General features: G+C 69.7%; 24 protein-coding genes and 1 riboswitch. Of the genes, 12 read left to right on the top strand and 12 right to left on the bottom strand.

Going from position 1 to position 26,551, the window contains the following annotated elements; translation table 11 throughout:
* The first annotated feature begins 156 nt into the window (after nt 1-156).
* The gene (locus G4X40_RS17730; RefSeq protein ID WP_277834417.1) at nt 157-1,968 is read left to right on the top strand and encodes an AMP-dependent synthetase/ligase; all 1,812 of its coding nucleotides are present in this window, start codon (nt 157-159) and stop codon (nt 1,966-1,968) included.
* Here the strand turns inward: G4X40_RS17730 and G4X40_RS17725 are convergent.
* The 4 genes from G4X40_RS17725 to G4X40_RS17710 all read right to left on the bottom strand — a co-directional run bounded on the left by G4X40_RS17725 (nt 1,956) and on the right by G4X40_RS17710 (nt 6,465).
* Nucleotides 1,956-3,101 (bottom strand): glycosyltransferase family 4 protein, encoded by a 1,146-nt coding sequence (locus tag G4X40_RS17725; protein WP_277834415.1) that lies wholly within the window; start codon nt 3,099-3,101, stop codon nt 1,956-1,958. The genes G4X40_RS17730 and G4X40_RS17725 overlap by 13 nt on opposite strands.
* A 44-nt stretch (nt 3,102-3,145) precedes the next feature.
* The gene (locus G4X40_RS17720) at nt 3,146-4,453 is read right to left on the bottom strand and encodes a hypothetical protein (RefSeq protein WP_277834413.1); all 1,308 of its coding nucleotides are present in this window, start codon (nt 4,451-4,453) and stop codon (nt 3,146-3,148) included.
* A gap of 47 nt (nt 4,454-4,500) precedes the next feature.
* Complete coding sequence (locus tag G4X40_RS17715; protein ID WP_277834410.1) at nt 4,501-5,574, bottom strand: NlpC/P60 family protein; 1,074 nt, start codon at nt 5,572-5,574, stop codon at nt 4,501-4,503.
* Between the two features lie 261 nt (nt 5,575-5,835).
* Nucleotides 5,836-6,465, bottom strand: coding sequence for a C40 family peptidase (locus G4X40_RS17710; RefSeq protein ID WP_277834409.1), 630 nt, complete (start codon nt 6,463-6,465; stop codon nt 5,836-5,838).
* A 14-nt stretch (nt 6,466-6,479) separates the two neighbouring features.
* Nucleotides 6,480-6,637, bottom strand: a riboswitch (cyclic di-AMP (ydaO/yuaA leader).
* Nucleotides 6,638-7,129: 492 nt separating this feature from the next.
* Between G4X40_RS17710 and G4X40_RS17705 the strand changes: the two genes are divergently transcribed.
* Together G4X40_RS17705 and G4X40_RS17700 are read left to right on the top strand one after the other, a co-directional pair.
* A complete protein-coding gene (locus G4X40_RS17705; protein WP_277834408.1) occupies nt 7,130-8,899 on the top strand; it encodes a DEDD exonuclease domain-containing protein in 1,770 nt (589 codons plus the stop codon).
* A gap of 50 nt (nt 8,900-8,949) precedes the next feature.
* On the top strand, nt 8,950-9,225 hold the full coding sequence (locus G4X40_RS17700) for an Lrp/AsnC family transcriptional regulator (RefSeq protein ID WP_277834406.1): 276 nt from the start codon (nt 8,950-8,952) through the stop codon (nt 9,223-9,225).
* Between the two features lie 30 nt (nt 9,226-9,255).
* On the opposite strand, the gene trpD is transcribed toward G4X40_RS17700, so the two are convergent.
* Both trpD and G4X40_RS17690 read right to left on the bottom strand, forming a co-directional pair.
* Nucleotides 9,256-10,326, bottom strand: a complete 1,071-nt coding sequence (gene trpD / locus G4X40_RS17695) for an anthranilate phosphoribosyltransferase (RefSeq protein ID WP_277834405.1) — start codon at nt 10,324-10,326, stop codon at nt 9,256-9,258.
* A gap of 84 nt (nt 10,327-10,410) precedes the next feature.
* Nucleotides 10,411-10,893, bottom strand: coding sequence for a hypothetical protein (locus G4X40_RS17690; protein ID WP_277834403.1), 483 nt, complete (start codon nt 10,891-10,893; stop codon nt 10,411-10,413).
* 148 nt (nt 10,894-11,041) lie between these two features.
* Here G4X40_RS17690 and ctaE point away from each other — a divergent pair, with 148 nt between their 5' ends.
* From ctaE to G4X40_RS17665, 5 genes are all read left to right on the top strand, one after another.
* The gene (gene ctaE, locus G4X40_RS17685; RefSeq protein ID WP_277834402.1) at nt 11,042-11,653 is read left to right on the top strand and encodes an aa3-type cytochrome oxidase subunit III; all 612 of its coding nucleotides are present in this window, start codon (nt 11,042-11,044) and stop codon (nt 11,651-11,653) included.
* Between the two features lie 87 nt (nt 11,654-11,740).
* A complete protein-coding gene (gene qcrC / locus G4X40_RS17680) occupies nt 11,741-12,622 on the top strand; it encodes a cytochrome bc1 complex diheme cytochrome c subunit (RefSeq protein ID WP_277834400.1) in 882 nt (293 codons plus the stop codon).
* Nucleotides 12,619-13,752, top strand: a complete 1,134-nt coding sequence (gene qcrA / locus G4X40_RS17675) for a cytochrome bc1 complex Rieske iron-sulfur subunit (protein WP_277834398.1) — start codon at nt 12,619-12,621, stop codon at nt 13,750-13,752. The genes qcrC and qcrA overlap by 4 nt, the downstream gene beginning before the upstream one ends.
* Entirely contained in the window at nt 13,749-15,377 is a 1,629-nt protein-coding gene (qcrB, locus tag G4X40_RS17670) for a cytochrome bc1 complex cytochrome b subunit (RefSeq protein ID WP_277834396.1), read from the top strand. Before qcrA ends, qcrB begins: the two co-directional genes overlap by 4 nt.
* Nucleotides 15,378-15,899: 522 nt before the next feature.
* A complete protein-coding gene (locus G4X40_RS17665; RefSeq protein ID WP_277834394.1) occupies nt 15,900-16,112 on the top strand; it encodes a hypothetical protein in 213 nt (70 codons plus the stop codon).
* Nucleotides 16,113-16,185: 73 nt separating this feature from the next.
* On the opposite strand, the gene G4X40_RS17660 is transcribed toward G4X40_RS17665, so the two are convergent.
* The 3 genes from G4X40_RS17660 to ctaC form a co-directional block, all read right to left on the bottom strand.
* Entirely contained in the window at nt 16,186-16,308 is a 123-nt protein-coding gene (locus G4X40_RS17660; RefSeq protein WP_277834392.1) for a hypothetical protein, read from the bottom strand.
* 357 nt (nt 16,309-16,665) lie between these two features.
* Nucleotides 16,666-17,079, bottom strand: coding sequence for a cytochrome c oxidase subunit 4 (locus tag G4X40_RS17655; protein ID WP_277834391.1), 414 nt, complete (start codon nt 17,077-17,079; stop codon nt 16,666-16,668).
* Between the two features lie 54 nt (nt 17,080-17,133).
* Complete coding sequence (gene ctaC, locus G4X40_RS17650) at nt 17,134-18,150, bottom strand: aa3-type cytochrome oxidase subunit II (RefSeq protein WP_277834390.1); 1,017 nt, start codon at nt 18,148-18,150, stop codon at nt 17,134-17,136.
* 228 nt (nt 18,151-18,378) lie between these two features.
* Here ctaC and asnB point away from each other — a divergent pair, with 228 nt between their 5' ends.
* Entirely contained in the window at nt 18,379-20,304 is a 1,926-nt protein-coding gene (gene asnB, locus G4X40_RS17645; protein WP_277834389.1) for an asparagine synthase (glutamine-hydrolyzing), read from the top strand.
* A 70-nt stretch (nt 20,305-20,374) separates the two neighbouring features.
* On the opposite strand, the gene G4X40_RS17640 is transcribed toward asnB, so the two are convergent.
* Together G4X40_RS17640 and G4X40_RS17635 are read right to left on the bottom strand one after the other, a co-directional pair.
* On the bottom strand, nt 20,375-21,343 hold the full coding sequence (locus G4X40_RS17640; RefSeq protein WP_277834387.1) for a carbohydrate kinase family protein: 969 nt from the start codon (nt 21,341-21,343) through the stop codon (nt 20,375-20,377).
* A 157-nt stretch (nt 21,344-21,500) separates the two neighbouring features.
* Nucleotides 21,501-21,851, bottom strand: coding sequence for a HesB/IscA family protein (locus G4X40_RS17635; RefSeq protein WP_277834386.1), 351 nt, complete (start codon nt 21,849-21,851; stop codon nt 21,501-21,503).
* 193 nt (nt 21,852-22,044) lie between these two features.
* Here G4X40_RS17635 and G4X40_RS17630 point away from each other — a divergent pair, with 193 nt between their 5' ends.
* The 3 genes from G4X40_RS17630 to G4X40_RS17620 all read left to right on the top strand — a co-directional run bounded on the left by G4X40_RS17630 (nt 22,045) and on the right by G4X40_RS17620 (nt 25,336).
* Complete coding sequence (locus tag G4X40_RS17630) at nt 22,045-22,710, top strand: DUF3043 domain-containing protein (RefSeq protein WP_277834385.1); 666 nt, start codon at nt 22,045-22,047, stop codon at nt 22,708-22,710.
* Between the two features lie 91 nt (nt 22,711-22,801).
* Entirely contained in the window at nt 22,802-24,577 is a 1,776-nt protein-coding gene (gene cobT, locus G4X40_RS17625) for a nicotinate-nucleotide--dimethylbenzimidazole phosphoribosyltransferase (RefSeq protein ID WP_277834384.1), read from the top strand.
* The gene (locus tag G4X40_RS17620; protein WP_277834383.1) at nt 24,578-25,336 is read left to right on the top strand and encodes an adenosylcobinamide-GDP ribazoletransferase; all 759 of its coding nucleotides are present in this window, start codon (nt 24,578-24,580) and stop codon (nt 25,334-25,336) included.
* Nucleotides 25,337-25,382: 46 nt separating this feature from the next.
* Here G4X40_RS17620 and G4X40_RS17615 read toward each other — a convergent pair whose 3' ends face one another.
* Nucleotides 25,383-26,501, bottom strand: a complete 1,119-nt coding sequence (locus tag G4X40_RS17615; RefSeq protein ID WP_277834382.1) for a branched-chain amino acid aminotransferase — start codon at nt 26,499-26,501, stop codon at nt 25,383-25,385.
* Nucleotides 26,502-26,551: the final 50 nt, after the last annotated feature.

The raw sequence follows: 26,551 nt of genomic DNA, 5'->3' as shown, positions 1-26,551 counted from the left end.
ATCTCCCGCACCCTGCCGCTGACCGAGGTCCGCATCTGCGGCCCCCGCCCACGGGCGCCGCGGACCCTATCGGCCCGATAGGGTGGGGACCTGAGGATTCACCGTCATGATCGCGTTCACGGCCGCTTCAGCCGTAGCCACATCGGAGGTCAGTTCGTGCGAGAGTTCAGCGCCCCAGCCACCTTTGCCATCGCCGACGACGAGTCGGTTGTCGGCGCGGTGTTCGACTTCGCCGAAACCGATCCCGACCTGGTCGTGTTCCTCCGCAGCACCGCCAGCCGGTGGGCGGACGTCACGGCGGCCGAGTTCGCCGGGCAGGTGACGGCGGTCGCGAAGGGACTGATCGCCCTCGGCGTGCAGCCCGGCGACCGCGTGGCCCTGATGTCGGCGACCCGCTACGAGTGGCCGCTGATCGACTACGCCATCTGGTCCGCCGGCGCCGTGACCGTGCCGATCTACGAGACGTCCTCGCCCGACCAGGTCGACTGGATCCTGCGCGACTCCGCCGCCACCGCGCTGGTCGTCGAGACCCACAAGCACACCGCTGCCGTGCACGGGGTCGCCGACGCCGCCCCGCAACTGCGCCACTACCTGCAGATCGAGCCCTCCGGGGACGACACGGGCGCTGTCGCCGAGCTGACCGCGGCCGGCGCGGACGTCCCGGACGAGCAGGTGCACGAGCGCATCGGCACCCTGCGCGCGACCTCCCCGGCCACCCTGATCTACACCTCCGGGACCACCGGGCGCCCGAAAGGCTGCGAGCTGACGCACGGCAACCTGCTCAGCGAGGCCCGCGGCGCGGTCGAGGCCTTCTCCACCGAACTGCGCCCCGGTCGCCGCTCGCTGATGTTCCTCCCGATGGCGCACGTGCTCGCCCGCGCGATCAGCATCGCGGCGTTCCAGGCCAAGGTCGCACTCGGACACTTCTCCGACATCCCGCAGTTGGTGCCGACGTTCGCGGTGTTCAAGCCGAACTTCATCCTGTCGGTGCCGCGGGTGTTCGAGAAGGTCTACAACACCGCCCGCCAGAAGGCCCACACGGAGAGCTCGGTCAAGGGCCGGATCTTCGACCTGGCCGAGGCCACCGCGATCGAGTGGAGTCAGGCCCGCGACCACGGCGGCCCGGGGCTGCTGCTGAACCTGCGGCACACCCTGTTCGACCGGCTCGTCTACAGCAAGCTGCGGGCGGCGCTCGGCGGCGAGTGCTCGATCGCCATCTCCGGTGGCGCACCGCTCGGCGAGCGCCTGGGCCACTTCTTCCGGGGCATCGGCGTGACGATCTACGAGGGCTACGGCCTGACCGAGACCACTGCGGCGGTCACCGTCAACACGATCGGCAGCCAGAAGATCGGCACGGTCGGCAAGCCGTTGGCGGGCAACGCCGTTCGCATCGGCGAGGACGGCGAGATCCTGCTCCGCGGCGGGGTGGTCTTCCACGAGTACTGGAACAACGAGGCCGCCACCGCGGACGCGATCACCGACGGCTGGTTCCACACCGGCGACCTGGGTGCGCTGGACGCGGAGGGCTACCTGACCATCACCGGACGCAAGAAGGAGATCATCGTCACCGCCGGCGGCAAGAACGTCGCACCGGCCGTGCTCGAGGACGGTCTGCGCGCGCACCCGCTGGTCAGTCAGGCGATGGTCGTCGGCGACAAGAAGCCGTTCATCGGCGCGCTGGTCACCATCGACCCCGAGGAGTTCCCTCGCTGGAAGGAGCGCAACGGCAAGGCCGCCGACGCGACCGTCGCCGACCTGATCGCCGACGCTGACCTGGTCGCCGAGATCGACGCCGCGGTCCGCGAGGCGAACAAGGCCGTTTCGCACGCGGAGTCCATCAAGAAGTTCCGGGTGCTGCCGGTCGACTTCACCGAGGAGACCGGCGAGATGACTCCGACCATGAAGATCAAACGTAACGTCATCGCGAAGACCTTCGCCGACGACATCGAGGCCATCTACGCCAAGTAGGACCGGCCGTCGAGGATCCGGGCGAGCCGGGCGGCGAGTGTGTCCCAGCGCCAGTGCTCGGTCACCCACCTGCGCCCGGCCGCGCCCATCTCCGCGGCCCGGTCCGGGTCCTCGAGCACCCGGCAGACCGCATCGGTGATCTCGCCGACCGACCGGCCGTCGACGACATGCCCGGTCTCGCCCTCGCGCACCGTCTCCGGGGCGCCGCCGGAGTCACCGGCGATCACCGGGACCCCGGTCGCCGACGCCTCGAGGAACACGATCCCCAGGCCCTCCACGTCCAGTCCGGCGCCGCGGGTGCGGCAGGGCATGGCGAACACGTCGGCGACCGCGTGGTGTGCGGCGAGTTCGTCCCCGGGCACCGAGCCCGTGAACACGACATGCTCGGCGACGTCGTACTTCGCGGCCAGTTCCCGCAGGTGATCGAGGTAGGGGCCGCCGCCGACGATCATCAGCACGGCGCCGTCGACGCGCCGCCGGATACCCGGCAGGGCGCGGATGAGCATGTCCTGGCCTTTGCGCGGGACCAGTCGCGACAGACACAGCACGATCGGCCGCTCCCCCAGTCCGTAGCGACGGCGCAGGTCGTCGCGCGCGGCCGGGTCGGGCCGGAAGGTGTCGGTGTCGACTCCCGGCGGCAGGTGCTCGAGCGCGGCATGTGCACCGAACGCCGCCGAGAACCGGCCCCGGGTGTACTTGCTGACGTAGGTGACCACGTCGGTGGTGTCGCCGATCCTCCGCAGCGCCGACCGCGCCGCCGGCAGCATCGACCACCCGACCTCGTGGCCGTGGGTGCTCGCCACCACCCGGCCGGCCCCCGACCGCCGCAGCGCCGGCCCCATCAGAGCCAGCGGCGCAGCCGCCCCGAACCACACCGTCTCGATGCCGTGCGAGCGGATCAGCTTACGGGCGCGACGGACCACCAGCGGGGTCGGCAGCATCAGCGTCGTCGGATGCCGGACCACCTCGAAGGGCTGCGCGGCATCGAACCGGGTGTGGCTGTCGCCGCGCCAGCGCGGTGCGTAGACGACGAGGTCGTCGGCGGGCAGCTGCGCGGCGAACGTGTGCAGGTACGACTGGATTCCGCCCGGTCGCGGAGGAAAATCGTTGGTCACCAGCAGGGTTCGACGCATGTCATCACCGTATGCGGTCACGTCGGTCGGTTGCCCGCGGGGGCTCAGCGGCCGAGCTGCGCCGACAGCCACACGCCCCACCCCGCGATGAACTGCGCGGTGCCCACCCCCAGCACGGCGCGCAACCGGCCGTCGAGCGTCGTCGCATCGGCGGGTGCGCCGGCCAGCGCGAGGTACAGCGTGCGCAGCCGGCCCGGGCCGTAGCGGGCGGCGACGTACCCCGTGGCCGTGCGGGCGAGCTCGTAGGCCAGTTCCGCATCGGGGCCGGCGAAGTCGGCGTCGGTCGGCAGTGCATTCGGCGGTCCCTTCTCGGCGACCAGCGCGGCCACCAGCGGTGCCGAATCCGCCGTCGACAGCCCGGAGTCGCGGTAGCCGACATAGTCCGCCGTGCCCTCCACGATCCACAGGGGCGCGCCCGTCGCGGTGACCGAACGGGTGGCGACGTGGGTCAGTTCGTGGGTCAGCACGATCCGCCGGGTCAGCGGGGTCAACCGGTCCGATCCGGCCGGACCGAACACCACCCGCAGGCCGGTCACCGGGCCGCCCGCCGCGGCGACGGAATCGGAGACGGTCACCGCGGCCACATCGGTGCCCGACCGCGCGGCACCGGCGAGCGCGGTCAGTTCCGCGTCCGATCCGGTGGCGATCACCACCGCCCGCCGCGGCCAGTCGCCGCCCCAGAACGCGGTCACCGCCGCCACCGACGACGGCAGGTCCGCGGCCAGGGCGTCGATCTCCGCGCTCTGCTCCGGGTGGCCGAGCACCACCGACGTCGCCTCACCGGGGCCGGGCACGGTGCGGGCGACGACGGGACCGAAGTTCCACGGGCCCTGCCAGGTTCGGCGTCCGTACGGCGCCATCTCGTCGTCACTGACCAGCAGCCAGGTGTCCTCGTGCCGCGCGACGATCAGCCCGACCGGTTTGCCGGCCGGCGTGGCGTCGGCCCCCGCGATCACGAAATTCAGCTCCACCGGCGGCGCCCAGACATCGGTCGCGTCGAGTCGGTCGGCGACGGCTGCCGGCACCGGAACCTCCGGCCCGGCGCCGATCGTGTAGCGCCACGCGCCGAGCGGCACCCCCCTGAGGTTGCGCGCGACGGTCAGTTGTTCACCGAGAAAGCCTGGTGCCGCGTGCGGATCGACGAGCGATCGCAGCGTCGTCTCGTCGTCGCGGCGCATCGCGTCCGCCCAGCGGTCCAACAGTGCCTGCACGCCCTGGCGACGTTGCTGCTCATAGGGATTCGCCGGAGTCGCCGCTGTCGCAGTCGCCGAGCGATCGGCCCCTGCGTGGTCGGCCGACGGGCCGCCGGCACACCCGGCGAACATCCCGGTCGCGGCGACGAGCAGGACCACCGGCAGGACCGAGCGGGCCCGTACCCGTGATACGGCGGCGCGGCCGGTCAGAAACGCCTGGCGTTGTGAATCGGGAACGCGGCCATCGACTGCACCTTCACCGGCACCCCGAAGGTCGACGCGTGCAAGATCATCCCGTCGCCGACGTAGATGCCCACGTGCGAGGCGTCCGAGTAGAAGGTGATGATGTCACCGGGCTGGAGGTCGTCGAGTGCGACCGGGGTCCCGTACTGCGCCTGCTCCTCGCTGGTGCGCGGGACGCTGATGCCGACCTGTTTGAATGCCCACTGCACGAGCCCGGAGCAGTCGAACTGGTTCGGCCCGGTCGCGCCCCAGACGTAGGGGTCTCCGATACGGGTCAGTGCCACCTGCAGCGCCGCGAACGGCACGCCGGACGACGGCACGATCTTCGCCGGCGTCCACCCGGGCGGGAAGAGGGAACCGGCCAGGGTGGCGCGCTCACCCCCGGTCATCGACGCGTACAGGTCCCGGATGTGGTCGATCTGCGTCTGGAGGTCACTCTGCTTGGCCTGCAAGGTCGCCCGCTGCGCCTGGACCTGTCCGGCGGCGGTGCGGGCGGCGGCGGCCGCGGACTGCGCGCGGGCCTCCGCGTCCGACGCGAGCTTGACGGCGCCGGTGTACTGGTCGAGTTGATTCTTGGTGTCCGAGGTCACCTGATCCAACGCCGACATCTGGTCGAGCAGTTGCTGCGGCGAGTTGCTGATCAGCAGCGCGTAGAGGCGATTGATCCGCGCGCCTTCGTAATTGGCAGTGGCGACGAGGTCGGCGGTCGGGCGATACCGGTCGACCTTCGCCTCCGCGTCCTCGACCAGCTTGTGCTCGGACGCCTGCTTGGCCTGGGCGTCGCGCTGCTGGGCGAGCCTGGCGTTGAGGTCGTCCTGCGCCTTGTGCAGCGCCTCGGTGGTCTGCTCGGCTTGCCGCGAGAGCTGGAGGATCTGCGTGATCGCGTCAGACGGGGTGCCCGGTTCGACAGCGGACACCGGCCCGTGCGCCGCCGGATCCGCCAGGGAGCTCGGCGCCGTCACCGTCGCCAGGCACGCGGTCAGGACGCCGATCGCCGCCACACCCCGCAAGGACGATTTCAGTCGGTGTGACGCCACGACGCAGCCATCTCCGTTCTCGGTCAAGCAGACTGGGGTATCCCCCGGGGGGTCGAACATCGCCCGGGACCGCGGTCCCGAACCATCGCAAGGCGGCGAGGTCTCCACAAAGGGACCGCGCGCAGATTCGGTCCAGGCTACGGACCGGTGCCGATGCGTGTCCAACCGCGCCCGTGGGCGAAATGGCCGGGGGCGCCACAAAGGCCCGGCGCAGATCCGGAGGCGTGCACCAGATCTGCGCCGGGGACGATCATGACCGGATCAGAACCGGCGCGCCGCGAAGAAGGTCATCGAGTGCAGCGGCGAGTACTTGACCGACTCGCCACTGGTCGGAGCGTGCACGACCGTGTTGTTTCCGGCGTACAACCCCGCGTGACCACCGTCGTCGAACAGCACGACGTCACCGGGCTGCAGGTCCGCCTCGGAGACCGCGGCGCCGGCATTCGCCTGGGCGTATGTCGTGCGCGGGACGGCGACACCGATCTGGCGGTACGCCCACTGGACCAGCCCCGAGCAGTCGAACGCGCTCGGCCCGGAGGCGCCCCAGACGTACGGGGAGCCGACCTTGGACTCCGCGGCCGCGAGCGCGCGCTGACCATCGGACTCGGGCCGGGGCACTGCCGGGGCGTGCAGATCCGGCAGGACCTGGGCGGGCAGACCGGGGATGGTCGGCAGGGCCGGGATGGTCGGCAGCTGCGGCGCCGGCGGCAACTGCGGCGCCGCCGGCAGATCGGGGAGATCGAAATTGCCGATCCCCGGGATCGAAAGGGTCTGTGCCATCGCGGGGGCCGCCGGTACGGCGACCGCTCCCACCGTGACAGCTCCGGCGACGAGGGCGCCGCGCGCGGAGCGAGACAGGCCAGTGTCGTTCTTCAACCTGTGTTTGGCCACGGGCTGGTGTTCTCCATTCTTCCATCGGGCCGCCGACCGGGTTAGCTGACGGGTTCGGGCTGGGAAGAGCAGCCCTACCCCTTCAGGCCGCAAGCGGCCCAAGGGGATTCACCCCAAATAACGTGGGTTCCCGGCTCGGTGCCCGAGGGCTCCGATTAGGCGGTGACCTGCGATGCCGCCCCGGACGGGGAAGCAAGACTCCGCAAGGTCTCGGAAAGGTTACGAAATCACCGCGGCCCGTGTCCAGCGTCCGTTTCCACGGCGTCCACCGACGCGACATTCGTCGCGACCGACCCATCGGAACCCCTGCGAGCCCGTCACCTGCACTTTCCCTCCCGGTGTCGACCGACAGACCCGATCGGGGCGAGATCCCGACGTCGGCCGGCACCTCGATCGCCGCACGCTCGTCTGCAGCCGGTCCGAACCCCGTTGAACTCATGCAGGTCTCGGCATATGGGCTGGTACCACCCCTGTTCGCGGTCGACCGCACGGCCACGACGCGGTTGCGACAGCCGACTTCTCGCAGGGAACAACGCCCGCAATCGACGGCCACTGTGATCCTCGTCTCACCTTGTCGTACGCAAGGTCCCCACGCACGGAGTCTTTGTGACCCGGAACAATATTCGGGGGTTCCGACACAAAAGGCGCGATGCGGGCCGGCGCGATGCCACCCGCGAACCGGCTGTCGGTGGCCCCGCCTAGCGTCACCGGCGTGACCGTCCTCGACCCCCGCCACCCGGCCGCCTCGCCGGGCCGGCAACTCAGCTTCGACGAACTCGAGACCCCGCTGAGTCAGACCACCTTCGTCGTGGTGGACCTCGAGACCACCGGCGGCCGCCCCGGGGAGGACGCGATCACCGAGATCGGCGCGGTGAAGGTCCGCGGCGGCGAGGTCCTCGGCGAACTGGCCACGTTGATCGACCCCGAACGGTCCATCCCACGGCACATCGTCGAGCTGACCGGAATCGACGACGCGATGGTCGTGCGAGCCCCGCGCATCGCGTCCGTGTTGCCGAGTTTTCTCGAGTTCGCCCGGGGCGCAGTGCTCGTCGCCCACAACGCGCCGTTCGACATGGGCTTCCTCAAGGCGGCGGCCGGCGCCTGCGGCGTGCCGTGGCCCAAGGTCCGTGTGCTGTGCACGGTCAAGCTGGCGCGCCGTGTGCTCGGCCGCGATGAGGCGCCGTCGGTCAGGCTCTCCGCGCTGGCCGAGCTCTTCTGCGTGCAGACCCGGCCGACCCACCGTGCGCTCGACGACGCCCGCGCGACCGTCGACGTCCTGCACCGCCTCCTCGAACGGGTCGGCAATCAGGGCGTGCACAGTTACTCGGAACTCGTCGACTATCTGCCGTCGATCACCGCGGCCCAGCGCGGCAAGCGTCACCTCGCGCAGGATCTTCCGCACCGGCCCGGCGTGTACCTGTTCCGGGGCCCGTCCGACGAGGTGCTCTACGTCGGTACCGCGGTCGACCTGCGACGCCGGGTCCGGGGCTACTTCACCGGGTCCGAGACGCGTGGCCGGATGAAGGAGATGGTCGCGCTGGCCACCCGGGTCGACCACGTGGTGTGCGCGCACGGCCTCGAGGCGGAGGTCCGCGAGCTGCGGTTGATCGCCGCCCACACGCCGCCGTACAACCGACGGTCGAAGTACCCGCGGCGAGTCTGGTGGCTCGTCCTCACCAAAGAGGCCTTCCCCCGTCTCTCCTGCACCAGAACCCCCGATACCGACGCGCTGGGCCCGTTTCGCTCACGCAGGACGGCAGCGGAGCTCGCCGAGACCGTCGCCCGCGCCTGCGGGCTGCGCACCTGCACCGACCGCCTCCCGGCACGCGGCACCCACGGCGCACAGTGCGCCGAGGATCCGCTCACGCCGTGTCCCGCGGCCTCCGTGGTGCCGGAGGACGCCGAACACTACGCCGCGCGGGTCGATCGGGTGCGCTCGCTGATCCACGGATTCGACGATGCGCCCCTGCACCGGCTGCGCGAAGGGATCGAGGCACTCGGGCAGCGCGAGTTGTTCGAGAACGCCGCACGGCAGCGTGACCGCGCGGCCGAACTGATCGGTGCGCTCCACCGCGCGCAACGGCTGCGGTCGCTGGCCGCACTCGACGAGATGGTCGCCGCCCGGCCGGACGGCGACGGCGGATGGCAGTTCGCCGTCGTCCGGGCCGGGAGGCTCGCGGCCTCCGGTGTCGCGGTGCGCGGTGTCCCGCCGATGCCCGTCGTCGATGCCCTCACCGCGTCCGCGGAGACCGCCCTGCCCGATCCCGGCCCGCTCCGCGGTGCCCTCGCCGAGGAGGTCGGGCTGATCGCGCGCTGGCTGGAGGCCGGCCCGGCGCGGCTGGTGCGGGTCAGCAGCGGCTACGGCGAGCCGGGGCACGGCGCCGGGTCGTGGACGCGGTGGTGCGAACGCGCGCAGGCCGGTCGCACACCCTAGGCTCGGGTGCGCACGCGCAGTCATCGCGAGAACAGGCAGGTAGCAGCGACATGATCACCGCCATCGTCTTGATCCACACCGAGGCGAACCGCATTCCCGAGACCGCGCAGGCCGTGGCTGACCTCTCCGGGGTCGACTCCGTCTATTCCTGTGCGGGCGACGTCGACCTGATCGCCATCGTCCGCGTGCGCGATCACGCACAGATCGCCGAGGTCGTCACCGAGAAGATCAACAAGACCGAGGGGGTGGTGCGCACCGCCACTCACATCGCCTTCAAGTCCTATTCCAATGCGGACGTCGAGGCGGGGTTCTCCATCGGGGAATGACCGGGCCGGATCGGGGCCGACGGTCTCTGGTCAGCCCGCGAGCTTCGTGGTGAGGGCAGCCCAGTCCGTCAGCAGTCTGCCCGCCGCGCCGCTGTCCAGCGATTCCGCGGCCCGCTCGAGACCGGTCCGGATCGCGGCCTCCAGGTCGTCCCCGACACCCGAGTAGGCCGCGATCGCGCCCGCCGCGTTGAGCACGACCGCATCGCGGACCGGCCCCGCCGCCCCACCGAGGACCTCCTGCGCGATCGCCGCATTCGTCGCCGCATCGCCACCCCGGAGCGCCTCGAGCGGCACCCGGTCGATGCCGACGTCCCGTGGGTCGAACGTCTGGGTCCGCATCCGTCCGTCGGACACCACGTGCACGGTGCTCGTGCTCGCCGTCGTCAGCTCGTCGAGCCCGTCGTCGCCCCGCACGACGAGCGTCGAGTTCCCCCGCTCGGCGAAGACGCCGGCCATCACCTCGGTCAGGTCCTCGAAGGCGCACCCGATCAGCCCGGCACGCGGCCGGCCCGGATTCGTCAACGGCCCGAGCACGTTGAAGACGGTGGGCACACCGATCTGGCTGCGGGTCGGTCCGGTGTACCGCAACGCCGGATGGAACAGCGGTGCGAAGCAGAAGCCGATACCGACCTGCTCGACGCATTCGGCAACCTGCTCGGGCCCGAGTGCGACCTTGACCCCCAGCGCCTCGAGGACATCGGTCGACCCGCTCTTGGACGACGCGGCCCGGTTCCCGTGCTTGACCACCCGCACACGCGCCCCGGCGACCACCAGTGCCGCCATCGTCGAGATGTTGACGGTGTTCGACCGGTCGCCTCCGGTCCCGACGATGTCGACCGCGTCCGGCGCCACCGGCACCGTTCCCGCCGCGTGGGTCATCATCGAATCGGCGAGCCCGCGCAACTCCTGGGGTGTCGCCCCCTTCATCTTCAGGGCGACGCCGAAGGCCGCGATCTGGGCCGGCGTGGCGTTGTCGGACATGATCTCGTCCATGGCCCACGCCGCGTCGCCCGCCGTCATGTCCCGGCCGTCGACGAGGGTTCCGAGGATCCCCCGCCAACTGCGCTGCTGCCCGACAGTCGACTCGCCTGCGTGCGCCATCTACTCCACCTGTACCGCTATGGGTATGTCGGCCGGCCCGACGATCACCGGGCCCGCGCGGGCCGCGGCCCGCCGTGCGGAAGCCTAGTCACCCGCAGGGGGCTGCAGCGCATCCCAACCCACCAGTCGGCCGTCGTGCCGCTGCGCCAGCCCGGCCATGCGGGAACGCTCCTGTGCGCAGTGGAGTGGATCGAGTCGCTGAACCCGCTGCAATACGACCGCGACCTCGCCCGGCAGGGCGACGACCGGTTCAGCCGCCGGCGACGCGGCGACCGCGGCCGCATACCCGTCCTGCGCCGCGAGGGCGCAGGCCTCCTCGACCCGGTCCGGGGGCAGGCAGAGGTGGTGGCGAAACACTGCGGGATCGGCCTCGCGCCAGGTAGGCGACCCCGCCGCGCCCCGCTCGAGTGCCGCCGCACAGGACTCCACCTCGTCGAAGCCGGCCACCACGACCTCCAGGTCGGAACGGGCGGGGTCCAGATCGGCCGGGCGCGGGCGTCGTAACAGCCGTCGCCACCACCGCCGATAGGCGCTTCCTGCGACGTTGCCACGGTCAGATGCGTCCATCACCACAGCTTCGCATGGCCACACGACTGCCCGCGGGCGCGTAGCTTGGTGGGAAACACGCAGCTCGCGACTCCACGAGCGAAATTGGGGCACACCAATTTCGGACCCGATTGCGCAGAACTTACTACGAAGGGTCATACTTCCCTCTGTGACGAGCGCAGTAGGTACCTCAGGATCGGCAATCACCCAACGCGTGCACTCGCTGAACCGACCCAACATGGTCAGCGTCGGCACCGTCGTCTGGCTGTCCAGCGAACTCATGTTCTTCGCCGGCCTTTTCGCGATGTATTTCGTCGCGCGCGCGCAGGCGAAGGGCGCCTGGCCGCCCGAGCCGACCGAACTGGAGCTCGGCTACGCCCTGATCTTCACGATCATCCTGGTGGCATCCTCGTTCACCTGCCAGATGGGTGTGTTCGCCGCCGAACGCGGAGACGTCTTCGGCCTGCGTCGCTGGTACTTCATCTCGTTCCTCATGGGCCTGATCTTCGTGCTCGGACAGGCCAACGAGTTCCGCAACATGGTCGCCCACGGCACCACGCTCTCCAGCAGCGCCTACGGCTCGGTCTTCTACATCACGACCGGTTTCCACGGCCTCCACGTCATCGGTGGCCTGATCGCCTTCCTCTTGCTGATCCTGCGCACCAAGATGAGCAAGTTCACGCCGGCCCAGGCCACTGCGGCGATCGTCGTCTCGTACTACTGGCACTTCGTCGACATCGTGTGGATCGGTCTGTTCGCCACGATCTACCTCATCCGATAGCAGACAAGCACATTGCGGGCCCCGGCCCGCTCCCAGGTTTATTCAGCAGACACCGTTCAGTCCGTCCCCGATACCAAAGGGATACCGATGAGCTCATCTCCTCCACCCACCGCCGACACACCCGACGGTGAGCCCCGTCGCGCCGGGCGTGCCTCAGATCCCGCGCGGGATCGCCGCAGAAGGAAGCTGCGCAGGCGCGCCAGTGCCACCGTGCTGCTGCTCGGCGCCCTTGTCGGCGCCGGGTTCCTGGCCTCGTCGCTGTCGCCGACCCCGCAGGTCGCCACGGCGAGCGAGGACCAGGCCGCACTGGTCCGTGAGGGCAAGCAGCTCTACGACACCTCCTGCATCACCTGTCACGGCGCAAACCTGACCGGTATCCCCGATCGCGGTCCCAGCCTCATCGGCGTCGGTGACGCGGCGGTCTACTTCCAGGTCTCCTCGGGTCGTATGCCCGCGGCCGCGCAGGGCGCCCAGATGCCCCGCAAGCAGCCGAAGTTCGACGCCCACGAGATCGACGCGCTCGGCGCCTTCGTCCAGGCCCACGGCGGCGGACCGACCGTGGTGCGCGACGCCAACGGCGAGATCGCCCAGAGCTCGCTGCGCGGCGGCGACATCGCCCGCGGTAGCGAGCTGTTCCGCCTGAACTGCGCGTCCTGCCACAACTTCACCGGTCGCGGCGGCACGCTGTCGTCCGGCAAGTACGCCCCCACTCTCGACCCGGCCAACGAGCAGCAGATCTACACCGCGATGCTCACCGGGCCCGAGAACATGCCCAAGTTCTCCGACCGGCAGCTCACGCCGGACGAGAAGAAGGACATCATCGCCTACGTCAAGTCCTCCGGTGAGACCCCGTCTCAGGGCGGATACGGACTGGGCGGACTCGGCCCGGCTGCTGAAGCCGGCGCCATCTGGGTCATCGGCATCCTGGCACTGGTCGGTGCGACGTTGTGGATCGGAGCAAGGTCATGAGCGGCGGGGACAAGCCCACCGAAGAGCAGTTGAACGCGATGAGCCAGGACGAGCTCACCGAGCTCGGCGCGAAGCTCGACGGCGTCGAGATCGCCCACCGCAAGCACCGCTGGACGGTCAAGGGCACCCGCGCGGAGAAGCGTGCGGAGCGCACCGTCGCCTTCTGGTTCGCGTTGGCCGGCATCTCCTCGCTGGCGTTCATCGGGATCTACCTGTTCTGGCCCTGGCGCTACAAGGGCCTCGGTGAGTCCGGACTGACCCTCTACACGCTGTACACGCCGCTGATCGGCCTGACCATGGGTCTGGCCATCCTGAGCATCGGCATCGGCGCGGTGCACTTCACCAAGAAGTTCATCCCCGAAGAGGTGTCGATCCAGGAGCGGCACGACGGCCCCTCCGACGAGGTCGACCGCAAGACGATCGTCGCCGAGTTCCAGGACTCCTGGCAGACCTCGACCCTCGGCCGCCGCAAGATGCTCACGCGTTCGCTCGGCTTCGGTGCCGGCGCGCTCGGTGTCATGGCGATCCTGCCGCTGGGCGGGTTCATCAAGAACCCGTGGAAGCCGGGCCCGATGACCAACACGGGCGACGGCACCCTGTGGACCACCGGTTGGACCCCGCACTACAAGGGCGAGACGATCTACCTGCGTCGCGACACCGGCAACCCGCGCGACGTCGTGCTGGTCCGCCCGGAGGACCTCGACGGCGGCGCCATGGAGACAGTCTTCCCGTTCCGCGAGTCGGACCGCGAGTCCGAGGAAGAGCTGCTCTCGGCGCTGCGCGGTTCGCGTAATCCGGTCATGCTCATCCGCCTGCGTCCGGCGGACGCGCAGAAGGTCGTCAAGCGCAAGGGCCAGGAGAACTTCAACTACGGCGACTACTACGCCTACTCGAAGATCTGCACCCACCTCGGCTGCCCGACCTCGCTGTTCGAGCAGCAGACCAACCGCATTCTGTGCCCGTGCCACCAGTCCCAGTTCGACGTGATGCGCTACTGCAAGCCGATCTTCGGCCCTGCCGCCCGCGCGCTGCCGCAGCTGCCGATCACCGTCAACGAAGAGGGCTACCTGGTCGCCAACGGCAACTTCATCGAGCCCGTCGGCCCGGCATTCTGGGAGCGTCGATCATGACCACCACCACCTCGCACGCGGCCCAGGCCGCGAACAACATGGACGAGCGCTATCGCATGTCCGCCGGCATCCGCCGGCAGATCAACAAGGTCTTCCCGACCCACTGGTCGTTCCTGCTCGGCGAGATCGCGCTGTACAGCTTCATCATCCTGCTGGTCTCGGGTGTCTTCCTGACACTGTTCTTCGACCCGTCGATGGCCGAGACCACGTACAACGGCGTTTACCAGCCGCTGCGCGGCGTCACGATGTCGCGGGCCTACGAGAGCGCACTGAACCTCTCGTTCGAGGTGCGTGGCGGCCTGTTCATCCGGCAGATCCACCACTGGGCTGCGCTGATGTTCGTCGCGTCGATCATCGTGCACCTGTTCCGCATCTTCTTCACCGGCGCGTTCCGCAAGCCGCGTGAGGCGAACTGGGTGATCGGTTGCGTGCTGCTGCTGCTGTCGGTGGCCGAGGGCTTCTTCGGTTACACCATTCCGGACGACCTGCTCTCCGGTACCGGTCTCCGCATCACCTCGGGCATCATCGTGGGCCTGCCCGTGATCGGCACCTGGCTGCACTGGGCGCTGTTCGGCGGGGACTTCCCCGGCACGATCATCATCCCGCGCCTGTACGTCATCCACGTGCTGCTGATCCCGGGCATCCTGCTCGCCCTGATCGGCGCGCACCTGGCTCTGGTCTGGTACCAGAAGCACACCCAGTGGGCCGGCCCGGCGCGCACCGAGAACAACGTCGTCGGCGTCCGGATCCTCCCGGTGTTCGCGGTCAAGTCCGGCGGCTTCTTCGCGGTGACCTTCGGCGTGCTCGCGCTGATGGGCGGTCTGCTGCAGATCAACCCGGTCTGGAACATGGGTCCGTACAACCCGGCGCAGGTCTCGGCCGGATCACAGCCCGACATGTACATGCTCTTCACCGAGGGCATGGCGCGCTTGTTCCCCGACTGGGAGCTCTACCTGGGCAACTACACGATCCCCGCCGTGTTCTGGGTGGCCCTGATCCTCGGCATCGTGTTCGCCCTGCTGTTCACGTACCCGTTCATCGAGGCGAAGCTCACCAAGGACAACGTCCACCACAACATCCTCCAGCGTCCGCGCGACAACCCGGTCCGCACCTCGCTGGGCACGATGTCGATCGCGTTCTACGTGGTGCTGATGCTCTCGGGCATGAACGACATCATCGGGTTCCACTTCGACATCTCGCTGAACGCGATGACGTGGATCGGCCGCATCGGACTGATCGTGCTGCCGCCGCTGGTGTACTTCCTGACCTACCGGTTCTGCATCGGCCTGCAGCGCAGCGACCGTCAGGTCCTCGAGCACGGTATCGAGACCGGTGTCGTCAAGCGTCTGCCGCACGGTGAGTACATCGAGGTGCACCAGCCGCTGGGCGGCGTGGACGAGCACGGCCACGCGATCCCGCTCGAGTACCAGGGCGCCGCGGTGCCGAAGAAGATGAACAAGCTCGGGTCGGCCGGCCGGCCGGGCCGTGGCAGCTGGCTCACCGCCGACCCGGCCGAGGAGGCCGCGGCGCTGGACCGTGCCGACCACGATGCCGAGCACCAGCAGCTGACCATGCTCAAGGAGCGTCAGGACGCCGAACACGGCTCTGACACCGAGGAGCACTGACAGCCGCTCTGATGTAGACGAGGGCCCCGGACCATCACGGTCCGGGGCCCTCGTCGTCGTGTGCCGGCCGGCCGGCCCTCCCGCGCCCACCGGGCGGACCTGCAGTCGTCCGCGTCGACAGCTCGCGACCGGTCGACCGGCAGCCGACCGCAGGAATCCCCTCACGGCCCTCCTGCTCTGCGCACCGCACCGCACCGCACCGCACCGCACCGCACCGCACCGCACCGACGCCTTCTACGCCCCCGGGCCTCCACGCCGAAGCGCCCCCGTCGTGCTGCGAGAACGGCCTCAGATCGCCCCTCAGACGGCGGTGGACCCGCCGGCGCTTGCCCCCTCCCCCGATGCCGATGCCGCGCCCACAGGCAGGCACGGAGGCACACCCGACGCGTGCCCTCGCCCGCCCCCGCCGCTCCTCACCCGCCGAATCCCTGCCGACGGCCCTACCCGGCGCTCCACGACGTCCGCCCGCCGGCATCGACGAATGCGCATCCGACCATTTGTTATTGATTATCATTGTCATTAATGTTCGAGCTGCGCGCGCGACAGCCCCTTCCGGTGCCGTCGTCGCCGCGCCTCGGCACCATCACCCTGCAGAAAGAGGCAACAGTGGAATTCGATCAGTTCACCAGTCTGCTCAGCGCCCTCGGCGACCTCGGCGGACTGCTCAGCGGAATGGGCGACGTCATGAGCGGCTCGGCCTCCCTCGCGGGGGTCTCCAGCGCCGGAAAGAACTGAACCCGGCCATCGACGCCGAGGGGCCCGCACGCATGATCATGCGTGCGGGCCCCTCGGCTCTGATCCGGCTCGGTCAGCGGCGCCTGCGGGTGTACATCAACTCGCGGCTTTCGAAGTTCAATCCATGGTCCTTGGAGACCAGCGAGACAGCGGTGATTACCACCACGGACACCACGGCCACAACGGCGATCAACATGATGCGTCCTCCTTCTGAGTGTGTCCTCGAGAAACAGTAACCGCGTCGGATGCCTCGGCCCTACCCGAAAAGGGCTTGCGGCGCTGTGATTCTGCCCATCTTCGTCGGGTACGGGCGGCGCAACTCACGTCGTCCGCGCTTGCGCGTCACCCGGCGCCGGCAGCCACCCGCGCGACACAGCGAGCCGTCATCAGCGCACCCTGCAGCCTGGGCAGATGACCGGAACGCATGCAGATCCGTCACCCGCCGGCCGCAACGCCACCACCACGCCGCACACACAAGGGACGCCGCTCCTCCGAAGAGGAACGGCGTCCCTTGGTGCTCAGGTGGCCCGTGCGGGCCCCCTATACGCCCCGCTCAGTGGCGCTCGGGCCCGAGGTGGTACTCGAAGACCAGTCCACACACCGACGCGATGATGAAGCCGACAGCCACCACCAGCAGCCACACCTGGAACAGCGCGAACGCGATGGCGAACAGCGCGGCCGACGCGGCGACCAGGATGGGCCAGAAGCTACCGGGGCTGAAGAATCCCAGGTCGCCGGCGCCGTCACTGATCTCGGCCTCGTCGTAGTCCTCCGGGCGGGTGTCCAGACGACGGGCCACGAACCGGAAGTACGTGCCGACGATCAGCGCCAGACCACCCGACAACGCGAGCGCGGTGGTACCCGCCCACTCCATGTGCCCGGACAGCCCGGTGAAGACACCGTAGATGATCGCCACGATGATGAAGAACACCGTCAGCAGCTCGAAGATTCTTGCTTCGATCCTCATGTCAGCACTTGTCCTTGGTCAGCTCAGGTATCTCAGGATGAATGTCGAGGGCGATCAGTAGCCCGTGGGCGCTTCACTCGCCGCCCGCTCGAGACGCTCGGCCTTGAACGGATGGGTCGTGATCGCGACCGGCGACTGGCCGATCGAGGACAGCGCCTGCGCATTCGACTCGCCCTGCTCGCGGGCCTGCAGGTAGCGCTGGAACTTGTCCGGGCTCACCGCGCGCACCTCGAAGTTCATCATCGAGTGGTAGGTGCCGCACATCTCGGCGCAGCGACCCACGAACGCACCCTCACGATCGATCTTCGAGATCGTGAACACGTTCTGCGAGTGGTTCTCCGCCGGGTTCGGCATCACGTCACGCTTGAACAGGAACTCCGGCACCCAGAACGAGTGCACGACGTCCGCCGAGGCCAGCTGGAACTGGATGCTGCGGTCGGTCGGGAGCACCAGGACCGGGATCTCGGTGGACGAACCGACGGTCTCGATCTTGTCGTTGACGAGGTACGAGAGGTCCTCGCCCTCCTTGGTCTGCATCCGAAGCTCCTTCTCCTTGAGCTCCGGGGACTTCACCTGCGGGATCTCCCCGTTGGTGTAGCCGAACTCGTGCGCCTGCCGGTAACCGAACTTCCAGTTCCACTGGTAGGCGGTGACGTCGACCGTCACGTCCGGGTTCGCGGGGTTCTTCTCCACGTAGTTCTGCGTGACGACCGTGAAATAGAACAGGATCGAGATCGCGACGAACGGAACCGCGGTGTACACCAACTCCAGCGGGACGTTGTAGCCCGTCTGACGCGGGAACTCCGGCGAGTCCTGCCTCTTGCGGTGGAAGGTGATGGTCCAGAAGGTCAGAGCCCAGACCAAGATGCCCATCGCCAGGGCCGCGACGACCGACCACGTCCACAGTTCGCGCATGCGGTGGGCTTGGGGGGTCACACCAGTCGGCCAGCCGAAACGCAACACCGAGTTGTTGATGGAACAACCCGATAGCGTCACGACTGCGAGGCCGAGTGATGCCGCTAGCCCAGCCCGCCGAACGATCCGACGCCGACTACCGTGTGCCACGTTCACGCCTTCCTGATTGCTCCAGTCCGGGACGCTTGCCCCGGAATACTACGCAGCGTAGACCAAACCCGTCACAGAACCATCCCCGGGTCACAACCCAACCACCGTACTCGTTGCGGCATACTCGCATTCGTCGAAGTCGCGGGGCTTTCCCGGCCTCGACACGACCGATTCAACGGCCTTCCGATGAGGCACAACCACGTCCGCTGGGACATAAGTGAGGTGTAGACCGACGTGTGTGGCCTGCTGGGCATCCTTTCCGCGGACTCGAACGCCGGGGACCTCGTGTCCGCCGTGGGGTCCGCGATGCACTGTCAGCGACACCGGGGACCGGACGAGACCGGAACCTGGCACGACGACGACGTGGCCTTCGGCTTCAACCGTCTGTCGATCATCGACATCGGTCACTCCCATCAACCCCTGCGCTGGGGTCCCGCGTCCAACCCGCAGCGGTACGCGCTGACGTTCAACGGCGAGATCTACAACTATCTGGAACTGCGCGAGGAGCTGGCCCGCGAGCACGGTGCCGTGTTCCAGACCGAGGGCGACAGCGAGGCGATCGTCGCGGCCTTCCACTATTGGGGGCCCGAGGCCGTGCGCCGGCTGCGCGGCATGTTCGCGTTCGCCATCTGGGACACCGAGAGCCAGGAACTTTTCCTGGCCCGCGACCCCTTCGGGATCAAGCCGCTGTTCCTCGCGACTGGCCGGGCCGGCACCGCGTTCGCCAGCGAGAAGAAGAGCCTGCTGGAACTGGGCGAGCTGCTCGGCCTGGACACCGACCTCGATGCACGCGCGATCGAGCACTACACGGTGCTGCAGTACGTCCCGGAGCCCGAGACCCTGCACGCGGACATCCGTCGCCTCGAGTCGGGCACCTACGCGTGGGTGCGGCCGGGCAAGGAGCCCGAGGCCACCCGCTACTTCAGCCCCGCCTTCCCGGTGCGCCCGTTCGCCGCCGGCGACGAGCAGTCGCGGTACCGCGAGATCGCGGCCGCACTCGAGGACTCGGTCGCCAAGCACATGCGTGCCGACGTCACCGTCGGCTCGTTCCTGTCCGGCGGCATCGACTCGACCGCGATCGCCGCGCTGGCCATGCGGCACAACCCGAATCTGATCACCTTCACCAGTTGCTTCGAGCGGGAGGGGTACTCGGAGGCCGACGTCGCAGCCGAGACGGCCGCCGCGATCGGCGCGAAGCACGTCGTCAAGGTCGTCTCCCCCGAGGAGTTCGCCGCGTCGATCCCCGAGATCATCTGGTACCTCGACGACCCGGTCGCCGATCCGGCGCTGGTGCCGCTGTACTTCGTCGCCAAGGAAGCCCGCAAGCACGTCAAGGTGGTGCTGTCGGGTGAGGGCGCCGACGAACTCTTCGGCGGATACACCATCTATCGCGAGCCGCTCTCACTCAAGCCGTTCGAATACCTGCCACGGGGGTTGCGTCGCGCCGCCGGCCGGCTGTCCGACCGGATTCCCGACGGGACGCGCGGCAAGAGCCTGCTGCACCGCGGTTCGCTGACGCTCGAGGAGCGGTACTACGGCAACGCCCGCAGCTTCAACGATGCGCAGCTGCGCTCGGTGCTGCGCGACTTCCGCCCGGAGTGGACGCAGCAGGACGTCACCGCCCCCATCTACGCGGAGTCGGCGGGCTGGGATCCGGTCGCCCGGATGCAGCACCTGGACCTGTTCACCTGGCTCCGCGGCGACATCCTCGTCAAGGCCGACAAGATGACGATGGCCAACTCGCTGGAGTTGCGGGTGCCGTTCCTCGACACCGAGGTGTTCAAGGTCGCCGCACAGGTGCCACTCGAGCAGAAGATCACGAAGACGACCACCAAATATGCGCTCCGTCAGGCGCTCGAGGGAATCGTCCCGCCGCACGTGCTGCACCGCGCGAAGCTGGGCTTCCCGGTGCCGCTGCGGCATTGGCTGCGCGGCGCCGAACTGCAGGACTGGGCCCGCCAGACCATCGTCGAGTCGGGCGCCGACCACATCTTCGACAAGGCCGCCGTCACCCGCATGCTCGACGAGCACCGCGACGGCGCCTCGGATCACAGCCGGCGACTGTGGACGGTGCTCTGCTTCATGATCTGGCACGGCATCTTCGTCGAACACCGGATCGTGCCGCAGATCGCCGAGCCGACCTACCCGGTCAGCCTGTAGGTCGCTCCGCCTCCGTGCGTGAGTTGCGGGGTCTGGACTCCGCAACTCACGCACGCGGGGGGCAGCCGCGTCAGAGCAGCGCGGCGATCTCGTCGGCGGCTTCCTTGCCGTACGCGTCGGTGAGGCGCTTGACCGCGTCGTCCCGCTCGAAGGACCACTCCTGGGTGCCGACGGTCTCGAGTACGTACACGGCGACCAGCGAACCCAGTTGTGCTGCGCGCTCGAGACTCAGCCCGGCGGAGCGTGCGGTGAGGAAGCCCGCGCGGAACGCATCGCCGACACCGGTGGGGTCGACCTTGCCGGCCTCCGGCACGACGCCGACGCGGATCTCGGTGCCGTCCTTGCCGACGATCAGCGCACCGTTGCCGCCGAGCGTGGTCACCCGCAGGCCGACCTGCGCCATGACCTCTGCGTCGGTCAGGCCCGTCTTCTGCAGCAGCAGGCCCCACTCGTATTCGTTGGTGAACAGGATCTCCGCGCCCGCGATGAGCTCGCGCGCCTCGTCGCCGCTGAGCCGGGCCAGCTGCTGCGACGGGTCGGCGGCGAACGGGATGCCCAGCCGGCGGCACTCGGCGGTGTGCCGGGCCATCGCCTCCGGGTCGTTCGCGCCGATGAGCACCAGTTCGACATCGCGGCCGTCGGCGACCTTCTCGAGGGAGATGTCGCGGGCCTCGGACATCGCACCGGAGTAGAACGACGCGATCTGCGCCATCTCCTCGTCGGTCGTGCACACGAACCGCGCGGTGTGCGCGGTCGACGACACGTGCACCCCGCCGCAGTCGACCCCGTGGCTCTCGAGCCAGGACCGGTAGTCGGCGAAGTCCGCGCCGACCGCCCCGGCCAGTACGGGCCGGCTGCCCAGCACCCCCATCGCGAACGCGATGTTGCCGCCGACCCCGCCACGCCGGACGACGAGGTCGTCGACGAGGAAGCTCAGCGAGATGTGCCCGAGCTGCTCGGCGACGAACTGTTCGGAGAACTTCCCGGGAAACCGCATGAGGTGATCGGTGGCGATGGAACCGGTGACGACGATTGTCACGTGCACGAACCTTTCGAATGTGAGGTCAGCTCTGCCCGCTGCGCACGCGTGCCGCGTCGACACCGGCGCGCACGGCCGAGCTCACGGTACCTGCACACGCGCGAGGGGCCGTCACCTCTGCGGTGACGGCCCCTCGCGAGAATACTGCGACGAGAACTCAGTTGAAGGAGTCCCCGCAGGCGCAGGACCCGGTCGCGTTCGGGTTGTCGATCGTGAAACCCTGCTTCTCGATGGTGTCGACGAAATCGATCGAGGCACCCTCCACATAGGGGGCGCTCATGCGGTCGACGGCCAGCTTCACGCCGTCGAAGTCGCGGGTCAGATCGCCGTCGAGGGTGCGGTCGTCGAAGAACAACTGGTAGCGCAGCCCCGCGCAGCCGCCCGGCTGCACCGCGATCCGCAGTGCCAGGTCGTCGCGCCCCTCCTGGTCGAGCAGGGCCTTCGCCTTGGCCGCCGCACTCTCGGTCATGGTGACCCCATGAGTGGTGGTCTCGTTCTCCACGGTCATGTGCTCTCCTCGCTCGGTACAGACGCAGTGCTGGTCGGTACACCTGTGCTAGAGCCCAACGGTACTCCGCGCCCCGCTATTCCCGCCGCACCAGGTGACGTATCCGACCGATCCGCGGGTCTGCTCGCTCGCGCTCACCGGCCGACTCCCCCGGCGGACTCGGTGACCGGCGACCATCATCTAGCCTGGACACGTGAAGTTGCTGCGCCGCGGAAGCCAAGACGAACCCGACGAGACCGGCGTCTCCCAGAACGACGAGGACGCCGTCGAGGAGTCGTCGACCGCGGCGCGTCCCGCGCAGACCGCGAAGAAGGGCAAGCCGACCCCGAAGCGGCGCGACGCCGAGGGCCGCCGCGGACCGGTCGCGCCGGCGCCGCAGACCTCGAAGGAGGCCCGCGCCCGGCGCCGCAGCAACCGCGGCACCAAGGAGGAGCGCAAGGAGGCCGGCGCCGAGCGGCGCGCGGTGATGTCCGACCGTCGCTCCCGCATGATGGCCGGCGAAGAGGCCTTCCTGCTGCCGCGGGACAAGGGCCCGGCCCGCGGCTACACCCGCGACCTCGTCGACTCGCGACGCCACCTGCTCGGCTTGTTCATGCCGATGGCGATCGTGCTGGTACTGGCTCTGTTCCTGGCACCGGGGATCCAGGCCGTGCTGAGCCTGGTGATGCTGGTGTTCATCGTCTTCATGGCGATCGAGGGCATCGTGATGGCACGTCAGATCTACAACAAGGTGCTCGCGCGCTACCCCGATACCACCGAGCGCCCGATCTCGCTGGGCTGGTACGCGTTCGTGCGGGCCTCGCAACTGCGCCGGATGCGTGCACCGCGCCCGCGGCTCTCCCCGGGCGACCCCGTCTGAGTCGCGCCCGCGGCCGGCGGCGAGCCGACGCCGCCGGTGGACGCGGCTCTCGTAGTTCGACACCCAGGTGCGATTGGTAGCGTCTGCAGCCGTGCGGACATTGATTTTGGGCGGCGCACGATCCGGGAAGTCCGCCTACGCCGAGAACCTCGTCACCGCCGGAGTGTCCGGTCCCGGTGCGGTCGACTACGTCGCCACCGGACGACACGACCCGGACGACACGGACTGGGAGTCGCGGATCGACCGGCACCGCGCGCGTCGCCCCGCCGACTGGACCACCGTCGAGGGCGACGCCGCCGAACACCTGCGCGGGCTCGATGACGGGCGGACCGTTCTCGTCGACGATCTCGGCACCTGGCTGACCGCTCAGATCGACGACGCGCAGGCCTGGGATCTGCCCCGCGGTTCCATCGCCGATCGGGTCGACGACCTCGTCGACGCGATCACGCGGTGCCGCGGCACGCTCGTCGTGGTCAGCCCCGAGACGGGGCTGGGCGTCATCCCCGAGACGGCCGCCGGGCGACTGTTCCGTGACGAACTCGGTGCTCTCAACGCCCGCGTCGCGGAGGCGTGCGACGAGGTCGCGCTCGTCGTCGCCGGGCTGCCGACCACCCTCAAGTCGGCGTCCTCCGCCGCGATCTCCCCCGCTGTGCGGACCGAACCGGCCGCGCCGCAATCGATCCCGGCACCCGTGGCGGCAGCCGCGCCGGCCGCGGCTCCGACGACCGTGGTGGCCGGCACCGGAGCCCGTCCCGAACCCACCGCCGGACCCGAAGCCGCCGAGTTCCCGTCGATCACTCCGCCGGACGCGGCGGTCGCCGCGCAGGCCCGGGACCGCCAGTTGCTGCTGACCAAGCCGGCCGGCTCGCTCGGGCGGCTCGAGGACCTGTCGGTGTGGGTCGCATCCTGCCAGTCCGCCTGCCCGCCTCACGACTTCACGCGGGCGCGCGTGGTGGTGTTCGCCGGCGACCACGGCGTGGCCCGCGCCGGGGTGTCCGCGTACCCGAGCGAGGTCACCGGCCAGATGGTCGCGAACATCGTGTCCGGCGGCGCAGCGGTCAACACGATCGCGGCGGTGTCCGGGGCCGGGGTGCGCGTCGAGGACATCTCGGTGGAGACCGACACCGCGCCGCAGGTGCGCAGCCACAAGGTGTGCCGGTCCTCGGGCAGCATCGACCGCGAGGACGCGATGACCGCCGAGCAGACGCTCGCGGCCATCGCCGCCGGGCGCGCGATCGCCGACGAAGAGGTCGACGCGGGCGCGGACCTGTTGATCGCCGGCGAGATGGGGATCGGGAACACCACCCCGGCGACCGTGCTGATCGCCGCCCTGACCGGCACCGAACCGGTCGCGGCGGTCGGTCGCGGCACCGGCGTCGACGACGCGGGCTGGATGCGTAAGACCGCGGCCATCCGCGACGCGCTCCGCCGCGCCCGGCCTGTGCTCGGCGATCCGCTTGCGCTGCTGCGCACCTCGTCCGGCGCCGACCTCGCCGCGATGGCCGGGTTCCTCGCGCAGGCCGCGGTGCGGCGCACGCCGGTGGTGCTCGACGGTGTGGTCGTGACCGCCTCCGCGCTGCTCGCCGAGGCGCTGGCCCCCGGCGCCGGCGCGTGGTGGGTCGCCGGACACCGCTCGACCGAGCCCGCCCACATCATGGCGCTGCAGCGGCTGCAACTCGAGCCGATCATCGAGATGGACATGCGACTCGGCGAGGGATCGGGAGCGCTGCTGGCGCTTCCCGTGCTGCGCTCGGCGATCGTCACGCTCGCCCACATGGCGACCTTCGAGAGCGCCGGGGTCAGCACCGAGGGCAACACGGACGCGACGCGGTCGCAGGCGACTGCCGAGCCCGCCGGCGACCGATAGATGCGCGGCGCGACGAGCGGGATCGCGCTGGCGCTGTCCTGGTTGACCGTGCTGCCCGTGCGCGGCCCGCGCGAGGTGGACCGCACCGCCGGGCGCCGCGCCATCGCCGCCGCTCCCCTGGTGGGCGTGCTGCTCGGGCTGGGCGCGGCCGGACTGCTCTGGGTGCTGTTGCGACTCGGCGCCGCACCCGCGCTGGCGGGGGTGCTCACCGTCGGCGCGCTTGCCCTGGCGACCCGCGGCATGCACGTCGACGGGCTCTCAGACACCGCCGACGGCCTGGGCTGCTACGGCCCGCCCGAGCGTGCCCGCGAGGTCATGGGTTCCGGCGCGGCCGGACCGTTCGGTGTGGTGACGTTGTTCGTGTGCCTCGGGGCCCAGGCGCTCGCGCTGGGGTCGCTCGCCGAATCCGGCCTGTGGGTCGCCGTCGTGTGTGGACCACTGGCGGGCCGTGCCGCGGTCGTGCAAGCGTGCCGGCGGGGCAATCCCCCCGCCCGGCCGACCGGTTTCGGCGCGCTGGTCGCCGACACGCAGCCGTGGTGGGCCGCCCTGGCCTGGACGGCCGCGGTCGTGGTGGTATCCGGTTGGGCGGGCGCGAACTGGTGGCAGGGACCGGTGTGCGTGGTGGTCGCGTTGCTCGGTGCGGCGGCACTGACCCGGCACTGCATCCGCCGGTTCGGCGGGGTCAACGGCGACGTGCTCGGCGCCTGCATCGAGGTGACCACCACCGTCGTGCTGATCGGGCTGACCCTGCACGGCTGAGCCCGGCCGAACCTCCGGGCCCGGCCGCGACCCCCGATCGCAACGGTCAGGCGGTCGGCGCGGGCAGCAGCCGGGTCATCCACTCGTGGGTGTCCGCGAAGGTGCCGCGCTGGATCCCGGTCAGTGTGTCGCGCAGCGCCATCGTCACCTCACCCGGCTCGCCGCCGGCGATGACGAACTCGCCGTCGGCGTGCTTGACGCTGCCCACCGGGGTGATGACGGCCGCGGTGCCGCAGGCGAACACCTCGGTGATCTCGCCGGTCTCGGCGCCCTTCTGCCATTCCTCGGTCGAGATCTTGCGCTCCTCGACGGCGAATCCGGCGTCGGATGCCAACTGCAGCAACGAGTCCCGGGTGATCCCCGGAAGCAGCGAACCGGACAGCGCCGGGGTGACCAGCCGCGCCTCGGAACCGGAGCCGAAGACGAAGAACAGGTTCATCCCGCCCATCTCTTCGACGAACCGGCGCTCGATCGCGTCGAGCCACACCACCTGGTCGCAACCCTGCTCGGCGGCCTGCGCCTGCGCGAGCAGCGACGCCGCATAGTTACCGGCGAACTTCGCGTCACCGGTACCGCCGGGGGCGGCACGGACGTACTCGTGCGAAAGCCACACGCTCACCGGCTTGACGCCGCGCGGGAAGTACGCGCCGGCCGGCGAGGCGATCGTCATGTAGCGGTACTGCTTGGCCGGCCGCACGCCCAGGCCCGCCTCGGTCGCGAACATGAACGGGCGGATGTAGAGGGAATCCTCGCCGCCGGACGCGGGCACCCACGCCTTGTCCACGTCGACCAGCTGGCGGATCGACTCGAGGAAGAGCTCGTCGGGCAGTTCGGGCATCGCGAGCCGGCGCGCGGACGCGCGGAAGCGGGCGGCGTTCGCGGCGGGCCGGAAGCTGGCAATGCTCCCGTCCCCGTGCCGGTAGGCCTTGAGCCCCTCGAAGATGGACTGCCCGTAGTGCAGGACCATCGCGGCCGGGTCCATCGTCAGCGGACCGTACGCGGAGACGGTCGCATCGTGCCAGCCGCGCTCGACCGTGTAGTCGATGGTCACCATGTGATCGGTGAAGTGCCGGCCGAATCCGGGGGCCTCGAGTACCCGCGCGCGCTCCTGCTCCGAGATGGGGGCGGGGTGCGCAACGCGGGTGAACTCGAGGTCGGAAGTCATGCGCGTCATCCTATCGCGTGTCCGATTTCGGCCCACCCGGTCCAGTCCCG

It is taken from the genome of Speluncibacter jeojiensis (assembly GCF_029589495.1).
GTDB classification, from domain to species: Bacteria; Actinomycetota; Actinomycetes; order Mycobacteriales; family Mycobacteriaceae; genus Speluncibacter; species Speluncibacter jeojiensis.
Note: the sequence above shows the minus strand (reverse complement) of the source record. Positions and strands in the feature narration are given on the sequence as shown.

Excerpts from the sequence above, each read along its gene's own strand:
- G4X40_RS17655 (WP_277834391.1), bottom strand. The coding sequence starts at position 17,079 with ATGAGGATCGAAGCAAGAATCTTCGAGCTGCTGACGGTGTTCTTCATC.
- G4X40_RS17615 (WP_277834382.1), bottom strand. The coding sequence starts at position 26,501 with ATGACTTCCGACCTCGAGTTCACCCGCGTTGCGCACCCCGCCCCCATC.
- G4X40_RS17620 (WP_277834383.1), top strand. The coding sequence starts at position 24,578 with ATGCGCGGCGCGACGAGCGGGATCGCGCTGGCGCTGTCCTGGTTGACC.
- G4X40_RS17635 (WP_277834386.1), bottom strand. The coding sequence starts at position 21,851 with ATGACCGTGGAGAACGAGACCACCACTCATGGGGTCACCATGACCGAG.
- G4X40_RS17690 (WP_277834403.1), bottom strand. The coding sequence starts at position 10,893 with ATGGACGCATCTGACCGTGGCAACGTCGCAGGAAGCGCCTATCGGCGG.
- trpD (WP_277834405.1), bottom strand. The coding sequence starts at position 10,326 with ATGGCGCACGCAGGCGAGTCGACTGTCGGGCAGCAGCGCAGTTGGCGG.
- G4X40_RS17660 (WP_277834392.1), bottom strand. The coding sequence starts at position 16,308 with ATGTTGATCGCCGTTGTGGCCGTGGTGTCCGTGGTGGTAATCACCGCT.
- G4X40_RS17665 (WP_277834394.1), top strand. The coding sequence starts at position 15,900 with ATGTTCGAGCTGCGCGCGCGACAGCCCCTTCCGGTGCCGTCGTCGCCG.
- G4X40_RS17725 (WP_277834415.1), bottom strand. The coding sequence starts at position 3,101 with ATGCGTCGAACCCTGCTGGTGACCAACGATTTTCCTCCGCGACCGGGC.
- G4X40_RS17705 (WP_277834408.1), top strand. The coding sequence starts at position 7,130 with ATGCCACCCGCGAACCGGCTGTCGGTGGCCCCGCCTAGCGTCACCGGC.
- qcrB (WP_277834396.1), top strand. The coding sequence starts at position 13,749 with ATGACCACCACCACCTCGCACGCGGCCCAGGCCGCGAACAACATGGAC.
- qcrA (WP_277834398.1), top strand. The coding sequence starts at position 12,619 with ATGAGCGGCGGGGACAAGCCCACCGAAGAGCAGTTGAACGCGATGAGC.
- G4X40_RS17700 (WP_277834406.1), top strand. The coding sequence starts at position 8,950 with ATGATCACCGCCATCGTCTTGATCCACACCGAGGCGAACCGCATTCCC.
- qcrC (WP_277834400.1), top strand. The coding sequence starts at position 11,741 with ATGAGCTCATCTCCTCCACCCACCGCCGACACACCCGACGGTGAGCCC.